Here is a 26,853-nt window from a genome sequence, read left to right on the forward strand (position 1 = left end):
GCTGGTGGCGCCGGGTGTGGCGGGCCGGCTCCGGGGCCGTCACCGTGTGGTGCGCGGGGTGGGCGCACTGGCGGCTCGGCGGGCGTGACGCCGTGGTGGCACCGGAGTTCCCGTACGCACTGCTGCCCGCCTCCGCCGCCGTCGTCGTCTACTGCGTCGTCCTCACCCTCCTCGACAGCGCCGTCCGCGCCTTCGCCGAGGAGCCGGTGCGGCGGCCGGTGCCGGGGCGGTCGCTCGCGCCGCTCGTCGTGCACGGGCTCGCCGGGCTGATGATGGCCGTCCTGTGGCGCAGCCCCTACGGCCCCGGCGCGGCGCTGCTCGTGCTGCTGCCGATGTGCGTGGCGTGGTGGGTGTTCGCCCAGGTGAACCGGGAGCGGGCGGCCCACAGCGCGACGATCAGGGCGCTCGTGCAGGCCGTCGACATCAAGGACGAGTACACGCGCGGGCACAGTGAACGCGTCGGGCAGGCGTCCGTGATGATCGCCCGGGAGCTGGGGATGGACGAGCGGCGCGTCGAGCTGATCCGGTTCGCGGGGATCCTGCACGACGTGGGCAAACTCGGCGTCCCCACAAGGCTGTTGCGCAAGGACGGACCCCTCACGCCCGAGGAACGGCGCGTCATCGAACTGCACCCCGAGTACGGGCACGAGATCACCCGGGGCATCGCCTTCCTCGGCGAGGCCCGCTCGGCGATCCTCCACCACCACGAACGCCTCGACGGCTCCGGCTACCCCTACGGCCTCGCCGGGGACCGCATCCCCGAACCCGCCCGCGTGGTCGCCGTCGCCGACGCCTTCGACGCCATGACCTCCACCCGCTCCTACAGCCGCGCCCGCCCGGTCCCCGTCGCCCTCGCGGAACTCCGCCGCTGCGCGGGCACCCAGTTCGACCCCCGGATGGTCGACGCCCTGGAACGGGCCCTGGCCCGCTGGGGCTGGCACCCGGTGGTGACGGCGGAGGAGCCGTTGCCGGAGGCCCGGTCTCCGCGCGGGGACCGCCAAGGGGTACGGCCATGACGCCCCGCCCCCTCCGCCTCACCGCCCTGCACGCCTGCGCCGCCCTCGCCGTCGCCGTCTGCTCCCTCCTGACCTGCGTCGACGGACTGAAGGAGGGCACCACCGTGCTGGCCTTCGGTGCGCTGATCGCCGTGGGGGAGGCGCTGCGGTGGAGTGGGCCGGGGGTGCGGGACATGGCGCCGCTGGGGGCCGCCGGGTCGCTGGCGTACGCGCTGCTCGGGGACGACGCCGGGGCGCCCACCGGGCACGGCACCGCCCAGGTCGTCGCCGTGGTCGCCGTCGCCTCGCTGCTCGGGAACGTCCCGCACATCGCGCGCGGCAGGGGAGGGGCCGCCGACCACCTCGTCCGGCGCGTCCTCACCGTGGGGTTCGCGGCGCTCTGCTTCCAGCCGCTGGCGAACCGGGGCCTGCTCGCGGACGGCACCGGATACGCCGTCCTCCTGCTGGCGCTGCTCGTGCTCACCGCGCTGTGCGACGCCGTCGTCGCCTCGGCCCTCCAGCACGCCCGCACCGGCTGGCCGTACGGGCCGCTGCTGCGGGACGAGCTGCGGGCGGTGCCCGGGATCGGGTCGGCGGTGTGCGCGACGGGGGCGGTGACGGCGCTGGCGGTGGCCGTCGTCGGGCTGTGGGCGCTGCCGCTGCTCAGCGTGCCGCTGCTGCTGACGCAGGTCGCGCTGCGCCGGTACGCGGCCGTCCGTGCGACCTACCGGCAGACCATCGCGTCCCTCGCGCGGGCCACCGAGATCGCCGGGTACACCCCTGCCGGGCACGCGCACCGGGTCGCCGCGCTCTGCCAGGCCGTCGGCCGTGAACTCGGGCTCACCGAACCGGAGTCGACCGTCCTGGAGTACGCGGCGCTGATGCACGACATCGGCCAGCTGAGCCTCGTCGACCCGGTCCCGGAGGGCGCCACCTCCGGGCTGCCGGCCGAGGAACAGCGCAGGATCGCGCTCCTCGGCGGGGCCGTCGTCCGGCAGACCGGGGCGAGCGCCGAGGTCGCGGCCGTCGTCGAACGGCAGGCGGACCCGGGGGCCGGGCAGCCGAGGGCCGCGCGGATCGTGCGGGTCGTCAACGCGTACGAGGAGAAGGCACGGGCCTCGGGACCGCTCAGCGCGCTGGAGGAACTGCGCCTCGGGACGGGCGGGGAGTACGCGCCCGAGGTGGTGTCGGCACTGGCCCGCGTCCTGTCGCGTGGTCCGGCTCACCCCGCGCGGCCTTGGGTAACCCATGGGTAGCGAGCGGCCTCGCGGCCGTACATGGTTTGATGCGAGCAACAGCGGTGTCCGGGGAAACGGGCGGGTGGTGATGTGAGGATCTTCGGCAAGGGACGGCACCGGCCCTCCGCCTCCTGGCGGCAGGCCACCGATCGCGCGTTCACGCTGATCGGCGACGGGCGGTACGAGGACGCCGGCGCGCTGCTGACCCGCGCCGCCGACCTGGAACCCTGGCTGTCGGAGTCCTGGTTCAACCTGGCGCTGCTGCACAAGTTCCGGCACGACTGGGAGCAGGCCAGGGCCGCCGGACTGCGCGCCGTCGCCCTCCTCGACAAGGACGCGGGCGCCCCCGACTGGTGGAACGTCGGCATCGCCGCGACCGCCCTCCAGGACTGGCCGCTGGCCCGCCGCGCCTGGCAGGCGTACGGGCTGCACGTCCCCGGCGGCTCCAACGCCGCGTCCTGTGCCGAGCCCGTCGGCATGGACCTCGGCAGCGCCGCCGTCCGCCTCTCCCCCGAGGGCGAGGCCGAGGTGGTGTGGGGACGGCGGCTCGACCCCGCGCGCATCGAGGTGCTGTCGATCCCGCTGCCCTCCTCCGGGCGGCGCTGGGGTGAGGTCGTCCTGCACGACGGGGTCCCGCACGGCGAGCGGACCACCTCCGCCGGGCACGCCTACCCCGTCTTCGACGAGATCGAGCTGTGGGCGCCCTCGCCGGTGCCGACCTGGGTCGTCCTCCTGGAGGCCGGGACCGAGGCCGACCGGGACGCGCTGGAACAGCTCGCCGCGGACGCCGGGTTCGCCGCCGAGGACTGGTCGTCGTCGGTGCGGCTGCTGTGCCGGATGTGCTCCGAGTCGCGCATGCCGTCCGACGAGGGCGACGGGGAGCACCTCGATCCCCACGATCACAGCGAGCCGGGACAGCCGGGGCCGCTGGGGCATCGGACGGACGGGCAGCTGTGGGTGCCGGAGCGGGAGTGTGGGGTGGCCGCGCCGGCCTCCCTGGTGCGGGGGCTGCTGGACGGGTGGGTCGCGGATGCGCCGGACTCGCGGGACTGGCGGGATCTCGAAGAGGTCTGCTGAACCGCCGTCCCGCTCTGCTGAACCGTTTCGGCGCCGAGTGCCGCCGCGCCTCCCCTTAGGCTGTATCCGCAGATTTTTCTTCAGGTTGCAGGAAGGCTTACCTCGTCATGGCGCAGCAGGACACCGATCAGCAGCACGCGGGCGTGCTCCCCGTGGACGACGAGGGCTTCGTCATCGACACGGAGGACGCCGAGGCGCGTGAGGCCGCCTACCGCGAGCGCGGCACCTCCCGGCCCATCACCGTCGTCGGCAACCCGGTCCTGCACAAGGAGTGCGAGGACGTCACCGAGTTCGGCGACGAACTGCTGAAGCTGGTCGACGACATGTTCGCCGCGCAGCGCACCGCCGAGGGCGTGGGCCTGGCCGCCAACCAGGTCGGGGTCGACCTGAAGGTGTTCGTCTACGACTGCCCGGACGACGACGGCGTGCGCCACACCGGCGTCGTCTGCAACCCGAAGCTCGTCGAACTCCCCGCCGACCGGCGCAGCCTGGACGACGGCAACGAGGGCTGCCTGTCCGTGCCGGGCGCGTACGCGCCGCTGGCCCGGCCCGACTACGCCGAGGTCACCGGGCAGGACGAGCGGGGCAACCCGATCAAGGTGCGCGGCACCGGCTTCTTCGCTCGGTGTTTGCAGCACGAGACCGACCACCTGTACGGGTACCTGTACATCGACCGCCTCTCCAAGCGCGAACGCAAGGACGCCCTGCGGCAGATGGCCGAGAACGAGCCCCGCTACCCCGTCGTCGCCAACGACTGACACGCTCGTGCACGACACCCGGCACCCGGTCCGCAGCCTCTGCGGACCGGGTGCCGTTCGTATGCCCGTCGCACACTCGATCGCCTAAGCGCGTCTTCTGATCCATAACCAGTCATCCTGGGGTGGAATCTCAGCATTCTGGGGTAGTGAAAGAAGCAAATCCGTTCCCAGGACGGTCAGTTGTGGTGCTGAATGGGCAGAGCGGGGATACGCAACGGCGCACGCCCGGCACAACGGGAGGAGCGTGCGCGACAGGCGGCCGAGAGGGGTTGTTCGTGCCAGCTTTTTCACCGAGCACCATCGCGTACAGCAGGAGCGGTGACACACGGGGTGTCGCGGTTCCGCCGTCACTGAGTCTCCCGGTCGTCGAGACCGAGTTTCCCCGTCGACTGCACCCGTATTGGCCGCGGTTGCAGGAGAACACCCGGCAGTGGCTGCTGGACAAACGGCTGATGCCACCCGACAAGGTCGCGGAATATGCCGACGGCTTGTGCTACACGGACCTGATGGCGGGCTACTACCTCGGCGCCCCCGACACGGTCCTCCAGGCCATCGCCGACTACAGCGCCTGGTTCTTCGTCTGGGACGACCGCCACGACCGCGACATCGTGCACCGCCGCACGGCCTCCTGGCGGCGCCTGAAGTCCCGGCTCCACCAGGCCCTCGACGCCCCGAGGACCCATCTGCACCACCAGGACCCGCTGGTGGCGGGCCTCGCGGACAGTGTCCTGCGGCTCTACGGCTGCCTGCCCGCCACCTGGAACGCCCGCTTCGCCCGGCACTTCCACGAGGTGATCGACGCGTACGACCGCGAGTTCGGCAACCGCGTCGAGGCGCGCGTCCCCCCGGTCGAGGAGTACCTCGCCCTCAGGCGCCTCACGTTCGCCCACTGGATATGGACGGACCTCCTGGAACCGGTCGCGGAACGCGAACTCCCGGAATGGGTAAGGACTCACCCCGCATTCCAGCGGGCCGCCCTGCTCAGCCAGGAATTCGCCGCCTGGTACAACGACCTCTGCTCACTGCCCAAGGAATTGGCGGGCGAAGAGGTGCACAATCTCGGAATCAGCCTCGTCGTCCACGAGGGGCTCACTCTGGAAGAGGCGATAGAAGAACTCAGGCGACGAATACTGGAATGCGTCGCCGATTTCCTCGCCGCCGAACGGGAGACGCGCGCGTTCGCGGCGGGGATCGGCGACAAGGAAATCAGCGACGCCGTGCTCCGCTGCCTGGAGAACATGCGGAACTGGTTCAGTTCCGCCTACTGGTTCCACCACGAGTCGGGCCGGTACACGGTCGACAGCTGGGACGACCGGTCCACACCCCCCTATGTCGACGACACCCCGGCGGGAGAGAAATAGATGACCCTCGAATCGGTACGGCCCGCGCCACCGGAGCCGCCCCTGGCCGGCGGCGGGCTCCCGCTGCTCGGCCACGGCTGGAAACTGGCCCGCTCCCCGCTGGCGTTCTTCTCCGGGCTGCGCGACCACGGAGACGTCGTCCGGCTCGGCCTCGGACCCAAGACGGTGTACGCCGTCACCGCGCCCGAACTGATCGGCGAGGTCGCCCTCAGCCCCGACTACATCATCGCCGGGCCGCTGTGGGAGTCCCTGGAGAGCCTCCTCGGCAAGGAGGGCGTCGCCACCGCCAACGGACCCCTCCACCGGCGCCAACGCCGCACCATACAGCCCGCGTTCAGGCTCGACGCGATACCCGGGTACGGGCCCGTGATGGAGGAGGAGGCGCGGGCCGTCGTCGAGCGGTGGCGCGAGGCGGACGTCCTCGACGTCACCGCCGAGTCGTTCCGGGTCGCCACCCGGATCGCCGCGCGCTGCCTGATGCGCGGCAGCTACATGGACGAGCGGGCCGACCGGATCTGCGCGGACCTCGCGAGCCTCTTCCGCGGTATGTACCAGCGCATGGTCGTCCCTCTCGGACCGCTTTATCGGGTGCCGCTTCCGGCCAACCGCGAATTCAACCGGGCACTGGCCGATTTGCACCTCCTGGTCGACGAGATCGTCGCCGACCGCCGGGCATCCGGTCAAAAGCCGGACGATTTGCTGACGGCTTTGCTGGAAGCGACGGACGAGAATGGCAAACCCATCGGAGAACAGGAGATCCACGACCAGGTCATCGCGATACTCACCCCGGGCAGCGAAACCGTCGGCTCCATGATCATGTCGCTGCTCCTGGTGCTCACCGAGTACCCCGAACACGCCGACAAGATCCGGGACGAGGTGAAAAACGTGGTGGGCGACCGGCCCGTGGGATTCGACGACGTCCGCAGTCTGGCGTACACCGGGAATGTCGTCGTGGAGACATTGCGGCTCTATCCGGCCGTATGGATATTGACCCGGCGCGCGGTCACCGACACGACCCTCGGCGGATACCGCATTCCCGCCGGCGCCGACATCGTCTACAGCCCCTACGCGGTCCAGCGCGACCCCCGCTCCTACCGCGACGCCGAGTCCTTCCGCCCCGACCGCTGGCTCCCCGGCGGCTCCGAGGAGGTCCCCAAGCACGCCATGAGCCCCTTCAGCGTCGGCAACCGCAAGTGCCCCAGCGACCACTTCTCCATGGCGGAGATGACCCTCCTCACCGCCTCCATCGCCTCGGCCTTCCGCTTCGAGGAGACGCCGGGCTCGGACTCCCGCCACCGCATCGGCATCACCCTGCGCCCCCGCGACCTGCGGCTGCGGCCGCTGGCCCGCTGAGCACAGCACGACGGCCCGGCACTCGGGGGAGTACCGGGCCGTCGTACGAGACGGGCTAGAAGTCCTCGTCCAGGTCGACCGTGCCCTCCACGGCGACCTGGTAGGCGGACGGGCGGCGCTCGAAGAAGTTGGTCAGTTCCTGGACGCCCTGGAGCTCCATGAAGGAGAAGGGGTTCTCGGAGCCGTAGACCGGCGCGAAGCCGAGGCGGGCCAGGCGCTGGTCGGCGACGCACTCCAGGTACTGGCGCATCGACTCGGTGTTCATGCCGGGCAGGCCGTCACCGCACAGGTCGCGGGCGAACTGGAGCTCCGCCTCGACGGCCTCCTTCAGCATGTCGGTGACCTGCTGCTGGAGAGCGTCGTCGAAGAGCTCCGGCTCCTCCTTGCGGACGGTGTCGACGACCTCGAACGCGAACGACATGTGCATCGTCTCGTCCCGGAACACCCAGTTGGTGCCGGTCGCGAGGCCGTGCAGGAGACCCCGGCTGCGGAACCAGTAGACGTACGCGAAGGCACCGTAGAAGAACAGGCCCTCGATGCACGCGGCGAAGCAGATCAGGTTCAGCAGGAAGCGGCGGCGGTCGGCCTGCGTCTGGAGGCTGTCCAGCTTCTCGACCTCGTTGATCCACTTGAAGCAGAACTCGGCCTTCTCACGGATCGAGGGGATGTTCTCGACGGCCGCGAACGCAGCGTTGCGGTCCTCCGGGTCGGGCAGGTACGTGTCCAGCAGCGTCAGATAGAACTGGACGTGCACGGCCTCCTCGAACAGCTGACGGCTCAGGTACAGCCGCGCCTCGGGGGAGTTGATGTGCTTGTACAGCGTCAGCACGAGGTTGTTCGCGACGATCGAGTCACCCGTCGCGAAGAACGCCACCAGCCGGCCGATGAGGTGCTGTTCCTCGGGCGACAGCTTCGCGAGGTCCGCGACGTCCGAGTGGAGGTCGACCTCCTCGACCGTCCACGTGTTCTTGATCGCGTCCCGGTAGCGCTCGTAGAAGTCCGGGTACCGCATGGGCCGGAGAGTCAGCTCGAAGCCCGGGTCGAGCAGGTTCTTCTTGGCTTCGGTCGTCATTACTGGCATGCCTCGCAGGACTCGGGGTTCTCAAGGGAGCAGGCGACCGCGTCGGGGTCGGCTGCCTGCTGGACGGGGACGGAAGCCTGGGCCGCGCGGGCGATCCTCGTCGCCGGGCGCGAACGCAGGTAGTACGTCGTCTTCAGCCCGGACTTCCAGGCGTACGCGTACATCGAGGAGAGCTTGCCGATCGTCGGCGTCTCCAGGAACAGGTTCAGGGACTGCGCCTGGTCCAGGTACGGCGTCCGCGCGGCGGCCATGTCGATCAGGCCGCGCTGCGGGATCTCCCACGCCGTGCGGTACAGCGCCCGCACGTCCTCGGGGATCCAGACGAAGTCCTGCACCGAGCCGTTGGCCTCGCGCAGCGCCTCACGGGTGCGGGCGTCCCACACGCCGAGGTCCTTCAGGTCCTGCACCAGGTACGAGTTGACCTGGAGGAACTCACCGGAGAGGGTCTCGCGCTTGAACAGGTTGGACACCTGCGGCTCGATGCACTCGTAGACGCCCGCGATGGACGCGATCGTCGCGGTCGGGGCGATCGCCAGCAGCAGTGAGTTGCGCAGCCCGGTCGACGCGATCCGCTCGCGCAGGGCGGCCCAGCGCTCCGGCCAGGTGAACTCGACGCCGAAGTGGTCGGGGTGCAGCACACCGCGCGCCGTCCGGGTCTTCTCCCACGCGGGCAGCGGACCGGACCGCTCGGCGAGGTCCGCCGACGCCTCGTACGCGGCCAGCATGATCCGCTCGGCGATCCGCGTGGACAGCGCCTTCGCCTCGGCCGAGTCGAACGGCAGCCGCAGCTTGAAGAAGACGTCCTGGAGCCCCATCGCACCCAGGCCCACCGGACGCCACTTCGCGTTGGAGCGGCCCGCCTGCTCGGTCGGGTAGAAGTTGATGTCGACGACGCGGTCGAGGAAGGTCACGGCGGTGCGGACGGTCTCGTCCAGCCGCTCCCAGTCGATGTCGCCACCGGTCACGAACGAACCCAGGTTCACCGAACCCAGGTTGCAGACGGCCGTCTCACCGTCGTCCGTGACCTCCAGGATCTCCGTGCAGAGGTTCGAGGAGTGGACGACGTGACCCGGCTCGGCGGTCTGGTTCGCCGTGCGGTTCGCGGCGTCCTTGAACGTCATCCAGCCGTTGCCGGTCTGCGCGAGCGTCCGCATCATGCGGCCGTACAGGTCACGCGCCGGGATGGTCTTCTTGGCGAGACCTTTCGCCTCCGCCGCGCGGTACGCCGCGTCGAACTCGTCGCCCCACAGGTCGACCAGCTCCGGCACGTCCGACGGGGAGAACAGCGACCACTCCCGGTCCGCGTTCACGCGGCGCATGAACTCGTCCGGGATCCAGTGCGCGAGGTTCAGGTTGTGGGTGCGCCGGGCGTCCTCACCGGTGTTGTCCCGCAGCTCCAGGAACTCCTCGATGTCGGAGTGCCAGGTCTCCAGGTACACCGCCGCCGCGCCCTTGCGCCGCCCGCCCTGGTTCACGGCCGCGACACTCGCGTCCAGCGTCTTCAGGAACGGCACGATGCCGTTGGAGTGCCCGTTCGTGCCCCGGATCAGCGAACCGCGGGAGCGGATGCGGGAGTACGACAGGCCGATGCCGCCGGCGTGCTTCGAGAGGCGGGCGACCTGGTGGTAGCGGTCGTAGATGGAGTCCAGCTCGTCCTTGGGGGAGTCCAGGAGGTAGCAGGACGACATCTGCGGGTGGCGGGTGCCGGAGTTGAAGAGCGTGGGGGACGACGGGAGGTAGTCCAGGCGGCTCATCAGGCCGTACAGCGCGGCGACCTCGTCCAGGGCGCGGACGGTCTCGTCCTCGGCCAGGCCCGACGCGACGCGCAGCAGGAAGTGCTGGGGGGTCTCGACGACCTTGCGGGTGATCGGGTGCCGGAGCAGGTAACGGCTGTGCAGGGTGCGCAGGCCGAAGTAGCCGAAGCGGTCGTCGGCGGCGGGGTCGATCAGGGCGTCGAGGTGCTTCGCGTGCAGGCTGACGAAGTCCGCGGTGCGGTCGGCGATGAGGCCCTCGCGGTGGCCGACGGCCACGGACTCCGTGAACGTCGTCACACCCTGGGACGCGGCCTCGGCGCGGACGCTGATCGTCAGGAGGCGGGCGGCGAGGCGGGAGTACGCCGGGTCCTCCGAGATCAGGCCGGCGGCGGCCTCCGTCGCCAGCTCGCGCAGCTCGGCCTCGTCCGCCCGCGCGGAGCGCCCGCGCAGGGCCGCGGCGGCGACCCGGCCGGGGTCGGCGTCGGGGAGGTCGGCGGTCAGCTCCGTCAGGGTCCGCAGCAACGCGGTTCCGGGACCGTCGTTCTCCACGGGGGTGACTGCTGAAGCCGGTTCGGCTGGCGCGATGGTCACGTGAGGCTCTCCGCTCGCTCGGCAAGGGGTCTCGCCGAGGGCAGGGGGCAGCACGAGCACACAGCACGATTCGCACCCCGGCCCACTCCGCGAGGCCCGGACGTCAGGGCACGCCGGGCCGTCCTGGGGCGGCCGGGCGCGTATTCGCTGCCGACAGGTCCTCGGACTGACTCTTGCCGGTCCGCATGGGGCGGATACGACAAGTACACCGTTGCGGGACAGTTCCGGATTCGCACCGGATTCCCCTGCGGCGACAGCGAGCACGAGCATACATCTAGTGCCGGGTCGTGGTGGCAACCCCAGATGTTGTGTCGCGTCGGCTTCGGAGCGTCAACTTTCGGGTGGGGGCTGTGATAGCGGGGAGGGGGTGGGGGGGGGTGCGGGTCGGGGGCGGTCTGCGGGCCGTGTGTGGCCGTTCGCGCAGTTCCCCGCGCCCCTGATGGTGCTGGCGTCGGCTGTCTGCTGCGGGTTGTGTGTGCCCGTTCGTGCCCGCGCGGCGGAGCCGCACATCGATACAGCCCCGCGCCCCTGAAAGTGCGCGGCAGCGCATCTTTCAGGGGCGCGGGGAACTGCGCGAGCAACCACGACGGTGCCGCAGTTGCCCGACGGCGCTAGTGGGTCGCTCCCGATGTCGCCGGGGGCAGTTCCGTCTGGACGCCCGGGTCGCCGGCGTCCGCCGTGTAGTCCGAGGGGCTGGTCTCGTCCACCCCGTCCGGGGCCTTCGCTGCCCGCAGGGCGAACGTGAGGGCGACCGTCACCGCCACGTTCAGGACGAACGCCGTGAGGCCGATGTAGCCGATCTCGCCGATTCCCGGGATCTCCTTCGAGCTGCCGCCGAAGTGTTTCTGGGTGGGGGAGGCGACGCCGTACGCGGCGAAGGTGCCGTAGATCATGCCGACGGCCCAGCCGCCCAGCAGCGCCCAGCGGTGGAACCAGCGGGTGAAGAGGCCGCCGACGAGGGCGGGGAAGGTCTGGAGGATCCAGATGCCGCCGAGGAGCTGGAAGTTGATGGCTACCGTTTTGTCCATCGTCAGGACGAAGATCAGGGCGCCCACCTTCACCAGGAGGGAGACCAGTTTGGAGATCTTCGTCTCCTGTTCCGGCGTCGCGTCGGGACGGATGAAGTCCTTGTAGATGTTCCGTGTGAAGAGGTTGGCGGCGGCGATGGACATGATCGCGGCCGGGACGAGCGCGCCGATCCCGATCGCCGCGAACGCGACCCCCGCGAACCAGTCGGGGAACATGTCCTCGAAGAGCTGGGGGATGGCCAGTTGGCCGTTCTTCACCTTCACGCCCGCCGCGATCGCCATGAACCCGAGCAGCGCGAGCAACCCCAGCATCAGGGAATACAGCGGCAGGATCGTCGTGTTGCGCCGGATGACCTCGCGGCTCCGGGAGGAGAGGGTCGCGGTGATCGAGTGGGGATACATGAACAGCGCCAGCGCCGACCCGAGCGCCAGCGTGGCGTACGTCCACTGCGCCCCCTCGGCCGGCACCAGCCCCCCGGCCCCGGCGGCCGTGTACTTCTCCCCGGCCTTCGCGAAGATCTCGTCGAACCCGCCCAGCTTGATCGGGATGTAGATGATCGCGACCGTGATCACGATGTAGATCAGCGTGTCCTTGACGAACGCGATCAGCGCCGGCGCCCGCAGCCCCGAGGAGTACGTGTACGCGGCCAGCACGCCGAAGGCGATCAGCAGGGGCAGGTCCTTGACGAACCAGTTCGTGTCCTCGCCACCCCCGACGCCCATGACGTCCAGCACGGCCTGGATCCCGACGAGCTGGAGCGCGATGTACGGCATGGTCGCGAGGATGCCGGTGAGGGCGACCGCGAGGGACAGCCCCTTGGACCCGAACCGCCCGCGCACGAAGTCGGAGGTGGTGACGTACCCGTGCTTGTGCGAGACGGACCACAGCCGGGGCAGGAACGTGAAGATCAGCGGGTACACGAGGATCGTGTACGGCACGGCGAAGAACCCGGCCGCGCCGGCCGCGTACACGGCCGCCGGCACCGCCACGAACGTGTAAGCCGTGTAGAGGTCCCCGCCGAGCAGGAACCACGTCACCCAGGTCCCGAACGACCGCCCGCCGAGCCCCCATTCGTCCAGGGAGTGCTCGTTCTCCGCCTTGCGCCAGTGCGCCGCGAGGAACCCCATGACCGTGACGGCCAGGAAGAAGAAGATGAAGACGCCGAGCGCGACGCCGTTCACACCGTCCTTCACTTCGCCGCACCCCCCTTGCGGGCCCGCTGGTCACGCCGCCACAACTGGTACGCGGTCATCGTCAGCGCCGTGGAGATCACGACCCACAGCATCTGGTACCAGTAGAAGAACGGGATGCCGATGAACGCGGGCTTCACTTCGGCATACGAGCCGACCCACAGGAGGGCCACGAAGGGCGCGAACAGGCAGAGGCCGATGACGACGCGCACGGGCGTCACCACCGGTTCCCCGGCCTTCGGTGGGGTGTCTGACATCGGCGGCTCCGTCCCCTGGCTGTGATCACCAATGCAATGCGCAGGCAATCTAAGTGACGGATAAGCGCAGGGGAACCCCTGTCCCGGGATCGTCCTGATCCTGTGTCACTCCACGACTACTCCCACGTCTACTCCACCGGCCGCTTCAGCCGTGCCACGAACTTGTACCGGTCCCCCCGCCACACCGACCGCACCCACTCCACCGGCTCCCCGCGAAGGTCCAGGGAGTGCCGGGACAGCATCAGCATCGGCAGCCCCACGTCCGTCCCCAGCAGGCCCGCTTCCCTCGGCGTCGCCAGCGACGTCTCGATCGTCTCCTCGGCCTCCGCGAGCCGGACGTCGTACACCTCGGCGAGGGCGGTGTAGAGGGACGCGTACTTGACGAGGGAGCGGCGCAGGGCGGGGAAGCGCTTGGCGCTGAGGTGGGCCGTCTCTATGGCCATCGGCTCGCCGTTGGCCATCCGCAGCCGCTCGATGCGCAGCACGCGTCCGCCGGCGGTGATGTCGAGCAGCTCGGCGAGCCGGTCGTCCGCCGTGACGTACCCGATGTCGATGACCTGCGAGGTCGGCTCCAGGCCCTGCGCGTGCATGTCCTCGGTGTACGAGGTGAGCTGGAGGGTCTGGGAGACCTTCGGCTTCGCGACGAACGTCCCCTTGCCCTGGATCCGTTCGAGCCGCCCCTCGACGACGAGTTCCTGGAGGGCCTGGCGGACGGTCGTGCGGGACGTGTCGAACTCGGCGGCGAGCGTGCGCTCCGGCGGGACGGCGGTGCCGGGCGCCTGGGTCCGCGTCATGTCCAGCAGATGCTTCTTCAGACGGTAGTACTTGGGCACGCGCGCGGTACGGACGGTCGCCCCACCCTCGTTCTCCGCACTGCTGACGTCGGCGCTCATGGCCTGCCTTCCCGGCTCGCACGGGCCGACCTCCCGTCGGCCGCGACTTCACATCGTGGCACGGGATCGTCCGTACGGGTGCCGGTACGGACAGGTCGATTCCGTCCCGGCCCGCAGAGAACTCCCTGCGTACGGCGTCCGGGGCCTTGACATGACCCTTGGTCCGGTCCAAGCTCGCGATGCTGGTCTACACCATTCGGAGGGTGGCCTTGGCAGAGACGACTGTGGCCCGGGACGCCCTCGCCGTCCTCCAGCCCGGCTTCACCGGCACGACCGCCCCCGAGTGGCTGCTGCGCCGCCTCGACGAGGGGCTCGCCTCCGTCGCCCTGTTCGCCCGCAACATCACGGACCCCGAGCAGCTCTCCGGCCTCACCGCCCGGCTGCGCGAGGCCCGCCCGGACGTCCTGGTCGCGATCGACGAGGAGGGCGGTGACGTGACCCGCCTCGAAGCGGGCCGGGGCTCCTCCTTCCCGGGCAACCTCGCGCTCGGCGTCGTCGACGACACCGACCTCACCCGCTCCGTCGCCGCCGAACTGGGCCGTCGGCTCGCCGCGTGCGGGGTGACCCTCGACTGGGCGCCCTCCGCCGACGTCAACACGGACCCGGACAACCCCGTCATCGGCGTCCGCTCCTTCGGCGCCGACCCCGCGCTCGTGGCCCGGCACACCGCCGCGTACGTCACCGGCCTCCAGTCCGCCGGGGTCGCTGCCTGCGCGAAGCACTTCCCGGGGCACGGGGACACGTCCGTCGACTCCCACGAGTCGCTGCCGCGCATCGACGTGCCCTACGACACCCTCGCCGCCCGCGACCTGCCGCCGTTCCGCGCGGCCGTCGCCGCCGGCACCCGCGCGATCATGACCGCCCACATCCTCGCCCCGGCCCTGGACCCGGCCCGCCCGGCCACCCTCTCCCGCCCCGTCCTCACCAGCCTCCTGCGCGGCGACCTCGGCTACGACGGCCTGATCGTCACCGACGGCATGGAGATGCGGGCCGTCGCCGACACGTACGGCATCGAACGCGGCACGGTCCTCGCGATCGCCTCCGGCGCCGACGCGATCTGCGTGGGCGGCGGCCTCAGCGACGACGGCACGGTACGGCGCCTGCGGGACGCCCTGACCGGCGCGGTCCACGCCGGTGAACTCCCCGAGGAACGGCTCGCGGAGGCCGCGGACCGGGTGCGGACGCTGGCCCGCTGGACGACGAAGGGGGCGGGGCGCCTCGCGGAGAACCCGGGGGTCGGCCTGGCGGCGGCCCGCAGAGCCCTGCGAGTGAGAGGCGCCGAGCACCTCCCGCTGACGGCGCCCCCGTACGTCGCCGCCTTCACGCCGGTCGCCAACGTGGCCGTCGGCGACGAGACGCCCTGGGGTCTGGCCCCCGCCCTCACCCGCTTTCTGCCCGGCACCTGCACCGGCACGTTCACCGGCCCCGACGCGGGCCACGACGCCCTCGCGTCGGCCGGCCGGCGCCGGATCGTCGCCGTCGTCCGCGACGAGCACCGCCACCCCTGGATGTCCGCCGCGGTGAGCCGCCTCCTGGACGCCCGCCCCGACACGGTCGTCGTGGAGATGGGCGTCCCGCACGCGGCCCCCCGGGGAGCCGTCCACATCGCGACGCACGGGGCGGCGCGGGTGTGCGGGAGGGCGGCGGCGGAAGTGCTCGCGGGGGTGGGGGCTTTCTAGATGCCCTGCCAGTCCGGTTTGTTGTCGAAGGTGTGGCGGAAGTAGTCGGCCAGCTTGAGCTTGGAGGCCGCCGCCTCGTCGGCGACGATCGTCGCGTGAGGGTGGAGCTGGAGCGCGGAGGCCGGGCAGACGGCGGCGACGGGGCCCTCGACGGTGGCGGCGACCGCGTCGGCCTTGCCCTCGCCGGTGGCCAGCAGGACCAGGTGGCGGGCCTCCAGGATGGTGCCGATGCCCTGGGTGATGACGTGGTGGGGGACCTGGTCGATGTCGCCGTCGAAGAAGCGGGCGTTGTCGATCCGGGTCTGCTGGGTCAGCGTCTTGATACGGGTGCGGGAGACCAGGGAGGAGCAGGGCTCGTTGAAGCCGATGTGGCCGTCCGTGCCGATCCCGAGGAGCTGGAGGTCGACGCCGCCGGCCTCGGTGAGCGCCCGGTCGTACGTCGCGCAGGCCGCGGGGATGTCGTCCGCCGTGCCGTCCGGGCCCAGGAACGCGGAGAGCGGGATGCCGAGGGGGGTGAGGACCTCGCGCCGCAGGACCGAGCGGTAGGACTCGGGGTGGTCGGCCGGCAGGCCCACGTACTCGTCGAGCTGGGCTATCCGCGCGGCGGAGACGTCCACCTCGCCCGCCCGCACCCGGGCCGTCAGCGCCTGGTACACCGGCAGCGGCGTGGAACCGGTGGCCACCCCCAGCAGCGCGTCGGGTTTGGTGCGCAGGAGCCGTACGACGGCCTCGGCGACGAGCGCGCCGCCGGCGGCGGCATCCGGGACGATCACAACTTCCACGCTGGCCTGCCGTTTCTGAGGAGAATCCGGAGATCCCGAAAAGGACATGTGGTTTAGACCACTCTAATCTAGCCGACACCTTCCGGCCTCTGGGGTTTCGGCCCCCTGTCCGTCCGCTGAACATCGCGTCACGGAAATTCCCACGGCCATCGAGCCCCCCTCGGGAACCCTCACAGGCTAGGCTTCGTTGAGACGCACAACAGCGTCCGTACATCGCGACTTCCGTTCTCCCCGCACAGGAGGGCGGACCGAGGACCCGGTGCTCTCTGCCCTGACTGCCCCGGCTCCTCACCTTTCGGTCGACCGGGACCGCACACCCCGCGGCCGAGATTGCTCCGGGCTGCGGTGCCGCGAGGGCTGAGGGTCCCTCCAGGCGCCGCGGCCCGCGGGTGTTTTCAGAGGCGTACACCTGCCGGGCAGCGGGGTATGCCGAGACGATGGGAACCCGCACCTCGTACGGACGTCACGTTTCGGCCAGCGACAAACCGGCGGGTACGCTCGCCCATGTGCCCTCCATGAACGAACTCGTACGCCAGCACACCACTCTCGACGACTCCGACCTGGAGTGGCTGCACCTGCTGGTCTCGGAGTGGCAGCTGCTCTCCGACCTCTCCTTCGCCGACCTGGTGCTGTGGGTCCCGACGAGCGACGGCACACGCTACGTCTCGGTGGCGCAGATGCGCCCCAACACCGGTCCCACCTCCTACCAGGACGACATGGTCGGCCACCTGGTTCCCCGAGGCCGCCGCCCCCTGCTGGATGTCGCTCTCGACGAGGGCCGCATCGTCCGCGAGGGCGACCCCGAGTGGCGCGAGGAGGTCCCCGTCCGGGTCGAGTCCATCCCCGTACGGCGTGAGGGCCGCGTCCTCGGCGTCATCGCCCGCAACACCAACCTGCTGACCGTCCGCACCCCGAGCCGCCTGGAGCTGACCTACCTCCAGAGCGCCTCCGACCTCGCCCAGATGATCGCGGCGGGCGCGTTCCCGTTCGCCGGCCAGCAGATGGACATGGACGCCGCCCCGCGCGTCGGCGACGGCCTGATCCGGCTCGACGCGGACGGCATCGTCCAGTACGCCTCCCCGAACGCGCTCTCCGCCTACCACCGCATGGGCCTCGCCTCCGACCTCGTCGGCCACCACCTGGGCCGGACGACCGCCGAACTCGCCCCCACCCGGGGCCCGGTGGACGAGGCGCTCGCCAAGGTCGCCAGCGGCTGGGCACCCCGAGAGTTCGAGATCGAGGCGAACGACGGGGTGATCCAGTTCCGGGCGATCCCCCTCAAACCCAAGGGCACGCGCATCGGTTCCCTGGTGCTCCTGCGGGACGTCACCGAACTGCGCCGCCGCGAACGCGAGTTGATCACCAAGGACGCGACCATCCGGGAGATCCACCACCGGGTGAAGAACAACCTCCAGACCGTGGCCGCGCTGCTGCGGCTCCAGGCCCGGCGGATCGAGTCCGAGCGGGGGCGGGAGGCGCTGGAGGAGGCGGTCCGGCGGGTCGGGTCGATCGCCATCGTCCACGAGACGCTGTCTCAGAACCTGGACGAGCGGGTCGAGTTCGACGAGATCGCCGACCGGGTGCTCGCGATGGTCGCCGAGATCTCGCCGGGGAAGGTGACGGGGCGGCGGACCGGGCGGTTCGGGATTCTCGACGCGGAAGTCGCGACGCCGCTGTCGATGGTCCTCACCGAGATCCTCCAGAACGCGCTGGAGCACGGGTTCCGTGAGGGTGAGACGGGGACCGTGGAGGTGACGGCCGTACGCGGGGGGACGACGAAGGAGGCCCGGCTCCTCGTCACCGTCCAGGACGACGGGGTCGGGCTGCCGGAGGGGTTCGATCCGCACACCTCGGGGAATCTGGGTCTCCAGATCGTGCGGACGCTGGTGGAAGGGGAGTTGGGGGGCAGCTTCGACATGGTGCGGGGGCCCGAGGGGGGGACTCAGGTGGTGCTGGATGTGCCGGTGCGGTCGCAGAAGTGAGGTAGGGCTGGACAGCAAAGAGCCCCGACCATGTGGCCGGGGCTAGTGCTCCCTGCTGCGGTACTCGTGCGTGGTGCAAGTCGTACTGAGCGCTCGGGGGTACTGCGCGCTGCGGTTCGGGGGCGGGAGATGCGTACCTGCTGTACGCGCCGCCAACCTCAGGCTGTTTCCGTGGGGCGGACGGGTCAGGCGGTGGCCTGACGGGCCCGGTTGCGGGCGGCGCGGCGCTTCATGGCACGGCGCTCGTCCTCGCTGAGACCACCCCAGACGCCGGAGTCCTGACCGGACTCAAGCGCCCACTGAAGACACTGGTCCATCACGGGACAGCGCCGACAGACGGCCTTGGCTTCCTCGATCTGCAGCAGCGCAGGACCGGTGTTGCCGATGGGGAAGAAGAGCTCGGGGTCTTCCTCGCGGCAAACGGCGTTGTGACGCCAGTCCATGGCTGCTACCTCTCCTAGGGTGTTACGTGCAGGTTGCTTGTGAATGTGAACGCTTTCACGAATCCCTCAACAAGGGAAGGGCCATCAGTCAGACAGGTCTGACCATGTCCTGGTGTCGTGAAGAGGGGTTCCGGTGATCAGTGGATGCCGGTGTTGCGGGCTGTCCCGATCGCCACGTAGAGACTCGCAAACCTCAGCGGCGGATACAACCCCTTCTGGAAAGTTTTTTTTGATTCCTCGGTGTCGACTGGGTCACAGCCGTACTTCCAAGGGGTGGACCCTGGCCTAAACGTTCGAGTGAAAGGACTTCCGCCCTTTCTGCTCACACAATCACACGCAGTGCCCGTCGTACGCCTGTGAACGTCACGCTGGTACGCAGTCCGAGGTGGTCTCCGTCCATCTGGAGCGGGAGGGGGACCTTCGAATGCAAGGTGAACTGGTCCACGTCGTGGAGGGAGACCGCGTGCTTGCCCTCGGGGCCCTTCTCGGGGGACGAAAGCAGCAATTGTGTGGCATACCGGGCAAGTGAGGGGGCTGAGAAGCGGGTCAGGCCGAGGATGTCGAGGGCGGTATCGAACGAAGCCTTAGGCGACGCGTACACCGGGCGATTGCCCAGATAGGTCCACGGGGACGTGTTGCAGACTATGGACATCACCAAATCGGTCACGGGTTCATGTCCGGCCCGTTCCAGAGTGATCGTTCCGTGGCGGCGGTGGGGTTCTCCGAAAAACTGACGGACCGCCTGCTGAAGGTAAAGGGAGTGTGTGGATTTCCTTCCACGTTCCCGCTGTTGCTCCACCCGGCCGATGACTTTCGCGTCGAATCCGAGGCCGGCGTTGAAGGTGAACCAGCGGGCGGGGACCGACTCGTCCTCCGTGCCGGGGGTGCCGGCCGCGAGCCCGAGTCCGACGGTCCGCTCGCTTCCCCGCCGCAGCGCGTCCAGCAGTGCGCCCGTCGCCTCCACCGGGTCGTTCGGCAGGCCCAGCGCTCTCGCGAACACGTTCGTCGAACCGCCGGGGACGACCGCGAGGCCGGGCAGCCGCTCCGGGTCCGGGCCGTCGGTCAGCAGTCCGTTCACTACTTCATTGATCGTGCCGTCGCCGCCGAGGGCCACCACCAGATCGATGTCCGAGCTCTGCGCCGCCTGCCGCCCCAGGTCCCGGGCGTGGCCCCGGTACTCCGTCGTCACGGCTTCCAGCTTCATCTCGCTCGCCAGCGCGTGGATCAGCACATCACGGGTACGCGCACTCGTCGTCGTCGCCGCCGGATTGACCACAAGAAGTGCACGCATGGATTGCAGCGTACCTACTGGGTGGTACCGGGCACAGGCCGAGGTGTGGAAGGGGTAAGAGATCGGGTGGTGACTCTCGACACGGGGCCCTGACCGGGAGTGGGGCGTGTGGGGGTGCCGTGGGGGCGTGAGGGGGTGGGTTTGCGCCGGGGGTGTGGCGCGGGGAGTGGGGCGGGAGCCGGTCGTGTCGGGGTGGCTCGGAGGGCGCGGGCTCCCTCGGGGCCTCGGCTCTGCCGGCGGCTCGGAAGGGGCAGGACGTGCCCCGGGCGGTTCGGGGTGGGCCGCTACGCTTCAGGGGTGAGCAGTGACAAGGCCTCCGAGCCCTCTCAGAACCCCGGCGCGGTGGCCGCGGACGCCCTGGACGGGCCCCGGCCCCGGAAGCTGACGTACGCCGCCGTGCTGGCCGCGCTGGAGGGGGCCGCGCTGCTGGTGGGCGGGGTGTGGATGCTGGTCGTGGGGGTGGCGGGGGACGCCGACGACCGGGGGAGCGCGGTGACGGGTGGGATCACCCTGGCCGTCCTCGCCCTGCTGCCGCTGCTCGCCGCGAGGGGTCTGCTGAAGCGGCGCAGCTGGAGCCGGGGCCCCGCTGTCGTCACGCAGGTGATGGCACTCCCCGTGGCCTACACCCTCCTCCAGGCGGACAGTGTGGCCATCCCGGCGGGCATCGCCCTGGGAGTCGTCGCCATCCTCGCGCTGGTCCTCCTCGTCAACCCCGAAACAGCCCGAGCCCTCGGCATCCGGGGCCCCGGCAACGCCCAGGACTGACCCACACCACAGCCTGACGCGGGCCGCGTTCCCCGGACGACGGGACGCCGGGGCCTGCGGGGTGCCGTGACCGGGGGGTGCCTTGACGAAGGGCAGAGAGGCACCCCCCGGGATGCCCAACTCCCGGCGTCCCGCTCCCCGGCTCACTCCTCCACGAGGAGCTTCTCCCGCAGCTGGGCCAGGGTTCGGGCCAGTAGGCGGGAGACGTGCATCTGGGAGATGCCGACTTCTTGGGCGATCTGGGACTGGGTCATGTTGCCGAAGAAGCGGAGGAGGAGGATGCGTTTTTCGCGGGGTGGGAGGTCTTCGAGGAGGGGTTTGAGGGATTCGCGGTATTCGACGCCCTCCAGCGCCTCGTCCTCCGCGCCCAGCGTGTCGGCGACCGCCGGGGACTCGTCGTCCGTGTCGGGGACGTCCAGCGACAGCGTCGAGTACGCGTTGGCGGACTCCAGGCCCTCCAGGACCTCTTCCTCGGAGATCGCGAGTTTCTCGGCGAGTTCGTGGACGGTGGGGGAGCGGCCGTGGAGTTGGGAGAGTTCGGCGGTGGCGGTGGTGAGGGAGAGGCGGAGTTCCTGGAGGCGGCGGGGGACGCGGACGGCCCACCCCTTGTCCCGGAAGTGCCGCTTGATCTCACCGACGACGGTCGGGGTCGCGTACGTGGAGAACTCGACGCCGCGGTCGGGGTCGAAACGGTCCACGGACTTGATGAGCCCGATGGTGGCGACCTGCGTCAGGTCGTCCAGCGGCTCACCCCGGTTGCGGAACCGCCGCGCGAGGTGCTCGACGAGCGGGAGGTGCATCCGGACCAGCCGGTTGCGCAGCTCCGCGTACTCGGGACTGCCGTCCGCAAGCCCCCGCAGCTCGACGAAGAGCGCGCGCGCCTCACTGCGGTCCTGATGACCGTGTGGCGCTGCGGCCACGCCGCCCTGTTGATCGTCCCGCTCGTGCTCGCTCATCGTCCCGCCCGTTGCCCTTTGTCGAGCCGTCCTGGCCCGGCCAGGGGTGCCCTGCGCACCGTCCCGATCCCGTCCGTCGTCCTGAGGATGCGGTCGGGCCTGCTCGGGAATGCCGTCGATGCCGTCCGCCATGCGGCGGGCGCCGTCCGGGAGGAGGCCCCCCTCGGTCGGCAGGCGCGCGCCGCGCTCATCGCCTTGCACCGGCCCGTCCCCCGCCCTCACGCCGGCCCGGGGCCCGCGCCGCGCTGTTTGTAGAGGCTGATCGAGACGGTCTTGTCGTCGTCGACGGCGGAGGACACCTTGCCCGCGAGCGCGGACAGCACGGTCCACGCGAACGTGTCCCGCGCGGGTGCGTGCCCGTCTGTCGTCGGCGCGGAGACGGTCACCTCCAGCGAGTCGTCGACCAGGCGGAACACACAGCCGAGCACCGAACCGGGCACGGCCTGCTGGAGCAGGATCGCGCACGCTTCGTCCACCGCGATGCGCAGGTCCTCGATCTCGTCCAGGGTGAAGTCCAAACGGGCCGCGAGGCCGGCCGTGGCCGTCCGCAGCACCGACAGGTAGGCACCCGCGGCCGGCAGCCGGACTTCCACGAAGTCCTGGGTCGCGGGCTCGCCTGCGATCTGGGACACCCTCACCTCCAAGGTGGTACAAGCAGTTCGGGGCCGAGGGTCGCCCCCCGGGGTAACGCGAAGTGTGGTGCAGCGGTGACGCTATCGCGCTCACCTGCGTCCTGTCCCGGGACCCCGACCCCATGGCGTCACTCACAGTAAAGCTCTGAATACGCTCCGTGTCTAGGGGGTCGGCGGGCTCAAATCGGAAGAGCACGCGCCGGGTTGACGTACCCCGGCATCAGACTCCCGAACCGTACCCGCTCCCGATCAGACCAGGACGTGATCCACGAAGCACCACCGCCAGTCCTCGCCCGGCTCGAACGTCCGCATCACCGGATGACCCGTCTCGTCGTGGTGCGACGTGGCGTGCCGGCCCGGCGAGGTGTCGCAGCAGCCGACGTGCCCGCACGTCAGGCACAGGCGCAACTGCACCGGGTGGGTACCGGACCGCAGGCACTCCGGACACGTCTCGCTCAGGGGTGTCGGATCAGGGTCAGGCAGCGCGTCGGCGTGCGTGCACTGTTTCATGATTGCCAGGTTACGACGGCCGTACGGATCACCGCGCGGAAAAACCGAGGAACGAAACGGGTGGGCCCGACATGGATGTGATGCCGCTTCTCCTGCTGGTCGCGGCCAGTGCGGCGATCGCGGCGGCGGCCCGGCGCACGCCCGTGCCGGCGCCGCTGCTGCTCGTCGCGATCGGTCTGGCGGTCTCGTACGCGCCCGGCGTGCCCGAGTACGCCCTCGACCCCGACGTCGTCCTCCCGCTGCTCCTGCCGCCCCTCCTGTACACCTCCGCCGCCGACAGCTCCTACCTGGACCTGCGCGCCCAGGTGCGGCCCGTCGCGCTGCTGTCGGTCGGGTACGTGCTCTTCGCGACGCTGGCCGTCGGGTGGGCCGTCTACGAGCTGGTCCCGGGCATGCCGCTGACGGCGGCTCTCGTCCTCGGCGCCGTCGTCGCGCCCCCGGACGCCGTCGCCGCCACCGCCGTCGCGCGCCGCGTGGGGCTGCCGTCGCGGATCACGACGATCCTCCAGGGCGAGTCCCTCCTGAACGACGCGACCGCCATCACCGCCTACAAGGTCGCCGTCGCGGCGGCCGTCGGCGAGGGGGCCTCCTGGGCGGGCGGGATCGGGGAGTTCCTGCTCGCGGCGGGCGGCGGGACGGTCGTCGGGCTCGCCCTCATGGCGCCCCTGCACTGGCTGCGCACCCACCTGAAGGAACCCCTCCTCCAGAACACGCTCTCCCTGCTCATCCCGTTCGTCGCCTACTCCGTCGCCGAGCAGTTCCACGCGTCCGGGGTGATCGCCGTCGTCGTGGTCGCGCTCTACCTCGGCCACCGCGCGTGGGAGGTCGATTTCGCCACCCGTCTCCAGGAGTCCGCGGTCTGGAAGATGGTCGCCTTCGTCCTGGAGTCCGCGGTCTTCGCCCTCATCGGCCTCCAGCTCCCGGTCGTCCTGCGCGGACTCGGCGCGTACGACGCCGTCGACGCCGCCTGGTACGCGGTCGCCGTGTTCCTCGTGGTCGTCGCCGCGCGCTTCCTGTGGGTGTTTCCGGCGACCTTCCTGCCCCGGCTGCTGTCCTCGCGCATCCGGGAGCGCGAGGAGAACCCGACCTGGCGGGGGCCGGTGATCATCGGGTGGGCCGGGATGCGAGGCGTCGTCTCCCTCGCCATCGCGTTCTCCGTGCCGTTGACTCTCCACCACAGCGATGAGCCGTTCCCGGAACGGGACTTGGTGCTCTTCCTGACGTTCACGACGGTCATCGGCACACTCGTCCTCCAGGGGCTGACGCTGCCGCCCCTCATCCGGCTCCTCAAGTTCCCCGAGGCCGATCACCGGGCCGCGACCCTTGCGGAAGCGAATGCGCAGGCGCAGGCGTCGAGGGTGGCGGAGCAGCGGCTCGACGAACTCCTCTCCGACGAGCGCAACACCCTCCCGCCTCCGCTCGCCGACCGCCTGCGGTCGGTCCTGGAGCGGCGCCGCAACGCCGTGTGGGAACGGCTCGGGCAGGTCAATCCCGTCACCGGGGAGAGCGTCGACGACACGTACCGGCGGCTGTCCCGGGAGATGATCAGCGCCGAGCGGGAGATGTTCGTCCGGCTGCGGGACGGTCGGCACATCGACGACGAGATGTTGCGGACGTTGCTCAGGCGGCTGGATCTGGAGGAGGCCGCGGCGTATCGGGAGGCGGAGTAGGGGACGTCAGGGGAACGGCGTTCCGGTGATCACCGCCGCTACTGCCGTCCCTCGCGGGAAAGCGCCTTCCCGTGCCAGAGCCACAAGTCCGTACAGCAATTTGGCGACATAGAGACGCTCGACGGGCAGACCGTGGCGATCCTCGAAGTCCCTTGCGAACTCCTCCAGTTCAGGGGTTGTGCGGGCGTAGCCGCCGAAGTGGAAGCGGTCGTCCAGGTGCCAGTTCGCGTACTCCCCACCGAAGGCCTCGCGTTGGAGTGCCTGGATGTCTCTCGTGAGGAAGTCGCCTCTCAACACTGGTATCCCCAGGGCCTGTTGGGAAGGGGACAGGCCCGCTGAGAGGCCCGCCAGTGTGCCGCCCGTGCCGCAGGCGATCGCGGCGACGTCCACTCCGGCCAGCTCCTCGCCCAGGGCCCGGCAGCCTCGTACCGCTGCCGCGTTGCTGCCGCCCTCGGGGAGGACGTACGCGTCGTCGGCGCCGGCTTCGTGGAGGATGCGCGCGAGGGTCGAGGGTGTCGACTTGTCGCGATAGGTGGCGCGGTCGATGAAGTGGAGGCGCATGCCGTGGGCCGTGCAGTGGGACAGGGAGGGGTTCAGGGGGCGGGTGGCGAGTTCGTCGCCTCGGACGACGCCGATCGTGGGGGTGCCGAGGGCGTGACCGGCGGTGGCGGTGGCGCGGAGGTGGTTGGAGTAGGCGCCGCCGAAGGTGAGGAGGGGGCGGTCGGCGGCGGCTTCGAGGTTGAGGGTGAGTTTGCGGTATTTGTTGCCGATGAGGGTGGGGTGGAGCAGGTCGTCGCGTTTCAGGAGGAGTCGGACGCCGTGTCTGGTGAAACGTTCGTCCTCGACTTCTTCGAGCGGGGAGGGGAGAGGCACGCCGATCATTGTCGAACATCGTTCGGGGAAACGTCCCTCTTCCCACTCTTGCGATGATCCATTCCCGCTCTTTCGGGTAATACCACTGGCCGTCGCACTGCGGAAAGCTTGCCCGCGAGATGAGTGCCTGGCGCACCACGTGCCAGCGCATGAGCGGGAGGGCAACACACCATGTCGGTAGGCGAAGAGGTCCGCTCCGAAGAGGGCAGGCCCCAGCAGAGCCTCGGTACGGCAGCAGCGCGGAACCTGGCCACCACGACCAAGTCCGTGCCGCAGATGCAGGAGATCAGCTCCCGCTGGCTGCTGCGCACGCTGCCGTGGGTCGACGTCCAGGGCGGTACGTACCGGGTGAACCGGCGGCTCACCTACGCGGTCGGCGACGGCCGCATCACGTTCGTCAAGACGGGCGACCGCGTCGAGGTCATCCCCGCCGAACTGGGCGAACTGCCCGCCCTGCGCGGCTACGAGGACCAGGAGGTCCTCACCGAGCTCGCCTCGCGGGCCCGGCAGCGCGAGATCGGCGCCGGAGAGGTCATCGCCTCCTTCGGCAGCCAGAACGACGAAGTGTTCATGCTGGCGCACGGCCGCGTCGAGAAGGTCGGCACCGGCCCCTACGGCGACGACCAGGTCCTCGGCGTCCTCGCCGACGGCTCCTACTTCGGCGACCAGGCACTCCTGGACGCCGACGCGATCTGGGAGTACACCGCCCGCGCGGCCACCCCCTGCACCGTCCTCACCCTGTCCCGGCAGGACTTCGAGCAGGTCACCGAGCGCGCGGACTCGCTGAGCGGCCACCTTCAGGAACTGCGCGCGATCCCCGAGCAGAACACGAACAAGTACGGCGAGAAGGCCGTCGACCTGGCCGCGGGCCATGTGGGTGAAGCGGACATCCCGCACACGTTCGTCGACTACGACGCGAAGCCCCGCGAGTACGAACTCAGCATCGCCCAGACGGTGTTGCGCATCCACTCGCGCGTCGCCGACCTCTACAACCAGCCCATGAACCAGACCGAGCAGCAACTGCGGCTCACGGTCGAGGCGCTCAAGGAGCGCCAGGAGCACGAGCTGGTCAACAACCGCGAGTTCGGCCTCCTCACCAACTGCGAGTACGACCAGCGCATCCAGCCGCACGACGGCGTCCCCGGCCCCGACGACATGGACGAACTCCTCAGCCGCCGGCGCGGCACGAAGCTGTTCCTCGCCCACCCGCGCGCGATCGCCGCGTTCGGCCGCGAGCTGAACAAGCGCGGGCTCGTCCCCGAGACGATCGACATCGACGGCAACCGCATCCCGACCTGGCGCGGCGTCCCGATCTACCCCTGCAACAAGATCCCCGTCACCGAGGCGCGCACCAGCTCCATCATCGCGATGCGTCTCGGCGAGAAGGACCAGGGCGTCATCGGCCTGCGCCAGTCCGGGCTGCCCGACGAGATCGAGCCCAGCCTGTCCGTGCGGTTCATGGGCATCAACGAACAGGCCATCATCAAGTACCTCGTCACCGCCTACTACTCGGCCGCCGTCCTCGTCCCGGACGCCCTCGGCGTCCTGGAGAACGTCGAGGTCGGTCGTTGGTGACCACCCGTCACGAAGGCCCAGGTCGCCCACCCCCAGATACTTGGGGCGTACGAGGCGGTGGAGGCGTGGATGAAACGGGAGGGCTGGTCGTACGACGGCCCGTGCCGGGAGATCTACT

Annotated in this window: 23 protein-coding genes, 1 pseudogene and 1 riboswitch; of the genes and pseudogenes, 12 read left to right on the forward strand and 12 right to left on the reverse strand. The window is 70.3% G+C overall.

Features of this window, described 5'->3' with window-relative positions; genetic code table 11:
* The 6 genes from ACVNF4_RS12520 to ACVNF4_RS12545 all read left to right on the forward strand — a co-directional run.
* Positions 1–1,016 (forward strand): HD-GYP domain-containing protein (locus tag ACVNF4_RS12520; RefSeq protein ID WP_461802834.1); only part of this gene is annotated, 1,016 nt, incomplete at its 5' end.
* Positions 1,013–2,251 (forward strand): HD-GYP domain-containing protein, encoded by a 1,239-nt coding sequence (locus ACVNF4_RS12525; protein ID WP_461802835.1) that lies wholly within the window; start codon positions 1,013–1,015, stop codon positions 2,249–2,251. The genes ACVNF4_RS12520 and ACVNF4_RS12525, both read left to right, overlap by 4 nt.
* Before the next feature lie 72 nt (positions 2,252–2,323).
* The gene (locus tag ACVNF4_RS12530) at positions 2,324–3,310 is read left to right on the forward strand and encodes a tetratricopeptide repeat protein (protein WP_461802836.1); all 987 of its coding nucleotides are present in this window, start codon (positions 2,324–2,326) and stop codon (positions 3,308–3,310) included.
* Between the two features lie 107 nt (positions 3,311–3,417).
* On the forward strand, positions 3,418–4,068 hold the full coding sequence (gene def, locus ACVNF4_RS12535) for a peptide deformylase (RefSeq protein WP_461802837.1): 651 nt from the start codon (positions 3,418–3,420) through the stop codon (positions 4,066–4,068).
* 275 nt (positions 4,069–4,343) lie between these two features.
* Entirely contained in the window at positions 4,344–5,429 is a 1,086-nt protein-coding gene (locus tag ACVNF4_RS12540) for a terpene synthase family protein (RefSeq protein ID WP_461802838.1), read from the forward strand.
* Positions 5,430–6,782: a bifunctional albaflavenone monooxygenase/terpene synthase gene (locus ACVNF4_RS12545; protein WP_461802839.1), complete on the forward strand. Its 1,353-nt coding sequence runs from the start codon at positions 5,430–5,432 to the stop codon at positions 6,780–6,782.
* 55 nt (positions 6,783–6,837) lie between these two features.
* On the opposite strand, the gene ACVNF4_RS12550 is transcribed toward ACVNF4_RS12545, so the two are convergent.
* The 5 genes from ACVNF4_RS12550 to ACVNF4_RS12570 form a co-directional block, all read right to left on the reverse strand.
* Entirely contained in the window at positions 6,838–7,854 is a 1,017-nt protein-coding gene (locus ACVNF4_RS12550; RefSeq protein WP_461802840.1) for a ribonucleotide-diphosphate reductase subunit beta, read from the reverse strand.
* Positions 7,854–10,208 carry a ribonucleoside-diphosphate reductase subunit alpha gene (locus ACVNF4_RS12555; protein WP_461802841.1) on the reverse strand — a complete coding sequence of 785 codons (2,355 nt, stop codon included), beginning with the start codon at positions 10,206–10,208 and terminating at the stop codon, positions 7,854–7,856. Before ACVNF4_RS12555 ends, ACVNF4_RS12550 begins: the two co-directional genes overlap by 1 nt.
* Before the next feature lie 135 nt (positions 10,209–10,343).
* Positions 10,344–10,478: riboswitch (cobalamin riboswitch) on the reverse strand.
* A gap of 341 nt (positions 10,479–10,819) precedes the next feature.
* Positions 10,820–12,430, reverse strand: a complete 1,611-nt coding sequence (mctP, locus tag ACVNF4_RS12560) for a monocarboxylate uptake permease MctP (RefSeq protein WP_461802842.1) — start codon at positions 12,428–12,430, stop codon at positions 10,820–10,822.
* On the reverse strand, positions 12,427–12,684 hold the full coding sequence (locus ACVNF4_RS12565) for a DUF3311 domain-containing protein (protein ID WP_461802843.1): 258 nt from the start codon (positions 12,682–12,684) through the stop codon (positions 12,427–12,429). The genes mctP and ACVNF4_RS12565 overlap by 4 nt, the downstream gene beginning before the upstream one ends.
* A 128-nt stretch (positions 12,685–12,812) precedes the next feature.
* The gene (locus ACVNF4_RS12570) at positions 12,813–13,577 is read right to left on the reverse strand and encodes a GntR family transcriptional regulator (protein ID WP_461802844.1); all 765 of its coding nucleotides are present in this window, start codon (positions 13,575–13,577) and stop codon (positions 12,813–12,815) included.
* Between the two features lie 179 nt (positions 13,578–13,756).
* Between ACVNF4_RS12570 and ACVNF4_RS12575 the strand changes: the two genes are divergently transcribed.
* A complete protein-coding gene (locus ACVNF4_RS12575; protein WP_461802852.1) occupies positions 13,757–15,256 on the forward strand; it encodes a glycoside hydrolase family 3 protein in 1,500 nt (499 codons plus the stop codon).
* Here the strand turns inward: ACVNF4_RS12575 and nagB are convergent.
* The gene (nagB, locus tag ACVNF4_RS12580) at positions 15,253–16,038 is read right to left on the reverse strand and encodes a glucosamine-6-phosphate deaminase (protein ID WP_461802845.1); all 786 of its coding nucleotides are present in this window, start codon (positions 16,036–16,038) and stop codon (positions 15,253–15,255) included. The two genes, ACVNF4_RS12575 and nagB, sit on opposite strands and share 4 nt — an antisense overlap.
* A gap of 515 nt (positions 16,039–16,553) precedes the next feature.
* Between nagB and ACVNF4_RS12585 the strand changes: the two genes are divergently transcribed.
* A complete protein-coding gene (locus ACVNF4_RS12585; protein WP_461802853.1) occupies positions 16,554–18,020 on the forward strand; it encodes a sensor histidine kinase in 1,467 nt (488 codons plus the stop codon).
* Between the two features lie 185 nt (positions 18,021–18,205).
* On the opposite strand, the gene ACVNF4_RS12590 is transcribed toward ACVNF4_RS12585, so the two are convergent.
* A complete protein-coding gene (locus tag ACVNF4_RS12590; protein WP_010353616.1) occupies positions 18,206–18,463 on the reverse strand; it encodes a WhiB family transcriptional regulator in 258 nt (85 codons plus the stop codon).
* Positions 18,464–18,785: 322 nt separating this feature from the next.
* Positions 18,786–19,754, reverse strand: coding sequence for a diacylglycerol/lipid kinase family protein (locus tag ACVNF4_RS12595; protein WP_461802846.1), 969 nt, complete (start codon positions 19,752–19,754; stop codon positions 18,786–18,788).
* 342 nt (positions 19,755–20,096) lie between these two features.
* Between ACVNF4_RS12595 and ACVNF4_RS12600 the strand changes: the two genes are divergently transcribed.
* On the forward strand, positions 20,097–20,519 hold the full coding sequence (locus ACVNF4_RS12600) for a hypothetical protein (protein WP_461802854.1): 423 nt from the start codon (positions 20,097–20,099) through the stop codon (positions 20,517–20,519).
* A 143-nt stretch (positions 20,520–20,662) separates the two neighbouring features.
* On the opposite strand, the gene ACVNF4_RS12605 is transcribed toward ACVNF4_RS12600, so the two are convergent.
* The 3 genes from ACVNF4_RS12605 to ACVNF4_RS12615 all read right to left on the reverse strand — a co-directional run bounded on the left by ACVNF4_RS12605 (position 20,663) and on the right by ACVNF4_RS12615 (position 22,617).
* A complete protein-coding gene (locus ACVNF4_RS12605; RefSeq protein WP_461802847.1) occupies positions 20,663–21,676 on the reverse strand; it encodes an RNA polymerase sigma factor SigF in 1,014 nt (337 codons plus the stop codon).
* A gap of 17 nt (positions 21,677–21,693) precedes the next feature.
* Complete coding sequence (locus tag ACVNF4_RS12610; RefSeq protein WP_010353612.1) at positions 21,694–22,107, reverse strand: ATP-binding protein; 414 nt, start codon at positions 22,105–22,107, stop codon at positions 21,694–21,696.
* A gap of 249 nt (positions 22,108–22,356) precedes the next feature.
* The gene (locus ACVNF4_RS12615; RefSeq protein WP_461802848.1) at positions 22,357–22,617 is read right to left on the reverse strand and encodes a UBP-type zinc finger domain-containing protein; all 261 of its coding nucleotides are present in this window, start codon (positions 22,615–22,617) and stop codon (positions 22,357–22,359) included.
* Positions 22,618–22,688: 71 nt separating this feature from the next.
* Here ACVNF4_RS12615 and ACVNF4_RS12620 point away from each other — a divergent pair, with 71 nt between their 5' ends.
* A complete protein-coding gene (locus tag ACVNF4_RS12620; RefSeq protein ID WP_461802849.1) occupies positions 22,689–24,287 on the forward strand; it encodes a Na+/H+ antiporter in 1,599 nt (532 codons plus the stop codon).
* A gap of 6 nt (positions 24,288–24,293) precedes the next feature.
* On the opposite strand, the gene ACVNF4_RS12625 is transcribed toward ACVNF4_RS12620, so the two are convergent.
* Positions 24,294–25,160 (reverse strand): 1-aminocyclopropane-1-carboxylate deaminase/D-cysteine desulfhydrase, encoded by an 867-nt coding sequence (locus ACVNF4_RS12625; RefSeq protein ID WP_461802850.1) that lies wholly within the window; start codon positions 25,158–25,160, stop codon positions 24,294–24,296.
* A 171-nt stretch (positions 25,161–25,331) separates the two neighbouring features.
* Between ACVNF4_RS12625 and ACVNF4_RS12630 the strand changes: the two genes are divergently transcribed.
* Positions 25,332–26,735 carry a family 2B encapsulin nanocompartment shell protein gene (locus ACVNF4_RS12630; protein WP_461802851.1) on the forward strand — a complete coding sequence of 468 codons (1,404 nt, stop codon included), beginning with the start codon at positions 25,332–25,334 and terminating at the stop codon, positions 26,733–26,735.
* A 6-nt stretch (positions 26,736–26,741) separates the two neighbouring features.
* A pseudogene (locus tag ACVNF4_RS12635) lies at positions 26,742–26,853 on the forward strand (MerR family transcriptional regulator); the annotation flags it as partial.

The sequence above is a fragment of the Streptomyces sp. S6 genome (assembly GCF_054880855.1).